This is a genomic window from Rickettsia sp. TH2014, assembly GCF_019249195.1.
Taxonomy (GTDB): domain Bacteria; phylum Pseudomonadota; class Alphaproteobacteria; order Rickettsiales; family Rickettsiaceae; genus Rickettsia; species Rickettsia felis.
In genome coordinates this window covers 1-3,272 of the sequence record NZ_MXAX01000040.1, presented here as the reverse complement: position 1 = coordinate 3,272, position 3,272 = coordinate 1, and the positions used below count along the sequence as shown (strand labels likewise).

The window sequence follows — 3,272 nt, the reverse complement described above, 5'->3', positions numbered from 1 at the left end:
GTAAGATTAAATCTCAACTATTACATATTAGAGGAATTTTAATTAGTCTTCCAGGATTAACTCCAAGCCATTTTCTAAATCCAAGCAAGATATCCTTCATGGTAACTATGTCTGGTCCAACTATTTTTAATAATTTGTGGATTTTTCCTTCCTTTCTATACAGTGAATAATTACTTTCGTTAAATCATCAATATGAATAGGTTGAAATTGTTGTAAACCATCGCCTATTAAAGGAATAAAATACGGTAATGTTGCAAGAGCCCTAAATAGTGAGGTACTACCGTAACAACCGCTTGCGTAAACAAGAGATGGCTGCAAAATTACCCAGTCTATATTTTCTAATTTTTGTAAATATGCTTTAGCTGCTTTTTTAGTTAACGCATAAGCAGTGTTTTCTTCATCATCTATTCCAAGAGCTGAAATATGAATAATTCTTTTTACATTAGTAATGGTGCAAGCCTTAAATAGAGCCTTTGGACCATTGACATGAACATTTTCAATATTATTAGCATGACTAGACTTTAATACACCTGATACATTAATAACTATATCTATGTTATTTAATCTATTTATCTAGCTTTGTGGTGTTAGGTCTATATTAAAATCACAATATATAACTTCTGCAGTAGGGAATTTTTTCTTGGTAGATTCAACATCTCTAACACAGCATATTACTTCATAATTATTCTTTAATAATTCAGCTGTAATATATGAGCCAATAAAGCCGTTAGCTCCTGTTATTAGTATTCTCATTATAATATACTCCGAGTAAATGAAAAGTTGGTATACGAAGCTCAATTTGGAAAAGAGCAAGGAGTCTGTAAGCTGAGGAGCGGAGCGTAAAATAATAATACGTGAGCATCCGAGGTCTTACAAAGACGACGTAGCCAATTTTTCAGATTCAGCGAGTATATAGACGATTTAGATATTGATATTTTTTATATCATTAATCAGATTCTGTTGCAAATAGAAGATAAAAAAGGATATATTATGTCCACAACTATTGTTTTTTGGTTAAAAACTTTTGCGCCCTAATACTCTTCTCTCTTATCAGAAACCGGCGTTGCCCGTGTGTGATTTTAATGTTATCTCATAATAAAATAATTAAAGATTATAAATAATTACATATAAAAGATTTGAATAAATATTAAGAGATTTTTATATTTTTATTTTAACTTTAATATTTATTTAATTGAAATTATGAGTAATAAACTAGAAGTAATAATAAAATATTATAATGATATATCAAATTTAGGCGTAAGATTATGGAAAACTACTACAGCACTTGCTAGTTTTAATTTAGGTGAGGTATTGAAAATATGGTTCTGTGATAAAAATTTTAAAGATTTAACGATACTAGATCAAAGTTTTATTTATACTCAATATTTAGAAACAATGTTAAGTAAAGTAGCTGCTACCGGAAAGTATCAAGATGAGAATATCGGTCATTCTCACTGGAGCAATTGTTTTGGAGAGATAAATAATCAAGATCATTTTTTAGATACAAAGCTACAGAAGTTAATAGGAGTAGAAAACAAGAATATCATTGATTCTATGCTAGATAATATAGGGGATATAAATGCACTAGAGTTTAGTACCTTTGTGACTAAAGCCCAAGGATTTTTAAAAAATAATTTAGATCAATCTGAAAGCTTGATTAAAGCAGCCGAAGAAATCGATGCTATGGCATATCCTCTGACGAGAGAGTATTTTTTATATCGCTATATAGCTAAAGCAATATTACTTACAAATACTTTAAATGTATCTTCCTCTTATGAAGCCGAGTTTAATATAGTAAAAAAAGCCCATTTAAATTTTACAAATCATCTTAATTCATTAGAGCAAAGTCTTACTAGAATAGAAAAAGCTACGGATAAATATAATGAAGATCATAAAATTGCTTCTTGGTTAACTGAAAAATCAGATTTAGTTAGCAACCATTCAGGTAAAATAGCAGCTACTTATGCTGCTCTTATAGCCGGTGTAATTGCTTTACGTTCGTATGTAATTGATGAAGATGATCCTTGGTATGAATTATGTGCTTTACCGACCACTAGCCTTGCGATGCTACAAATTTTATTATCTTTTCCAGGTACGGTCTTATCAAATAGACAAACTAAAGAGATTAATAATAATATGTTTCAAGCATTAGAAAATAACAATGACAATGAAAATGCTGAAGACATTAAATTTTTATTTGATTACACTCCAAGCCTTGCTAATGATGCCGTAAATACAACTGCGATTTGTTTTAGATATGCTGCTAATTTAGGGTTACAGCCTATCGATTTATTAAATAATGATATTATTAATCGTATAATTGTATATACGGCTTTGCGATGGTCTGCAGCTGCAGGAGTAGTAGAAGAACAAAGTAAAGTTACAAATTTTATGCAAAATAAATTAATTAAATTTTTGCATGATAAAATTGTACCGGCTTTAATTGAGAATAAGAAATTTACAGCTGAAGAAATTAAACCATATTTTCAGTTACTATATAAACATTCCGAAAAAGATAAGAATACGCAAATAAAACTTCAGGCAATATATAATAAACTTACTAATCAAGATATAGATTTTAACAATATTGAACCAGACATTAGTACCTATCATGGATGGAAGAGTACTGCTATGTGTTCGGCAATAGCCACGCTGATTTTAGATTATATATGTTTTTATTTTCGTAATCCAGAATTAGAATTTTATGAAGATCCAATGTTTTATGCCTCCACTTCTGTTAAATTAATGCGTCTTGCTTCTTTATTGGTATCAACATATTGTGGCAATAAAGTTATAGAAAATATCACCGGCAAAAAATTAACTAATGATGTGTTTTTTCAAAAGTTTTACTACAATGATGCTGCAAGGTTGACTGTAGCGATAGTACCTTTAATAATGTTTGAGTCTATTAAAGATTTAAAATTCTTAAGTCTTGCAACTTTAATAGATGTTTTAACAACTGCTATATCGGATTTAAATGTTGGTAAGGCAATTAGTAGTGCAGGTAAAAATATTGCTGAGAAAGCCGCTACTACCCTTACTTGGCTTAATAAAATTGCCTCAGGCACAAACGATGATACAGTTATTGATATTGATGCTACAGAAGAAGTACCATGTCTAGGTTCTGTGCATATTTGATTAATTATGATTATTCTATTAAAAGTAGACAGAATCGAGTATAAAAAATTATAATATTACTAAGAGCCTGTCGGTAAATAAATATTAATCGGTAATTTGGTTCTTTTTTTGCTGCAAATTATAAGATTTTTTTG

Annotated in this window: 1 protein-coding gene and 1 pseudogene; one reads left to right on the top strand and one right to left on the bottom strand. The window is 29.6% G+C overall.

Annotated features, from left to right (window positions below; translation table 11 throughout):
- Positions 1 to 126: 126 nt before the first annotated feature.
- A pseudogene (locus tag KYQ89_RS00570) lies at positions 127 to 753 on the bottom strand (NAD-dependent epimerase/dehydratase family protein).
- Positions 754 to 1,200: 447 nt separating this feature from the next.
- Here KYQ89_RS00570 and KYQ89_RS00560 point away from each other — a divergent pair.
- Complete coding sequence (locus KYQ89_RS00560) at positions 1,201 to 3,138, top strand: hypothetical protein (RefSeq protein ID WP_218459863.1); 1,938 nt, start codon at positions 1,201 to 1,203, stop codon at positions 3,136 to 3,138.
- Positions 3,139 to 3,272 lie beyond the last annotated feature (134 nt).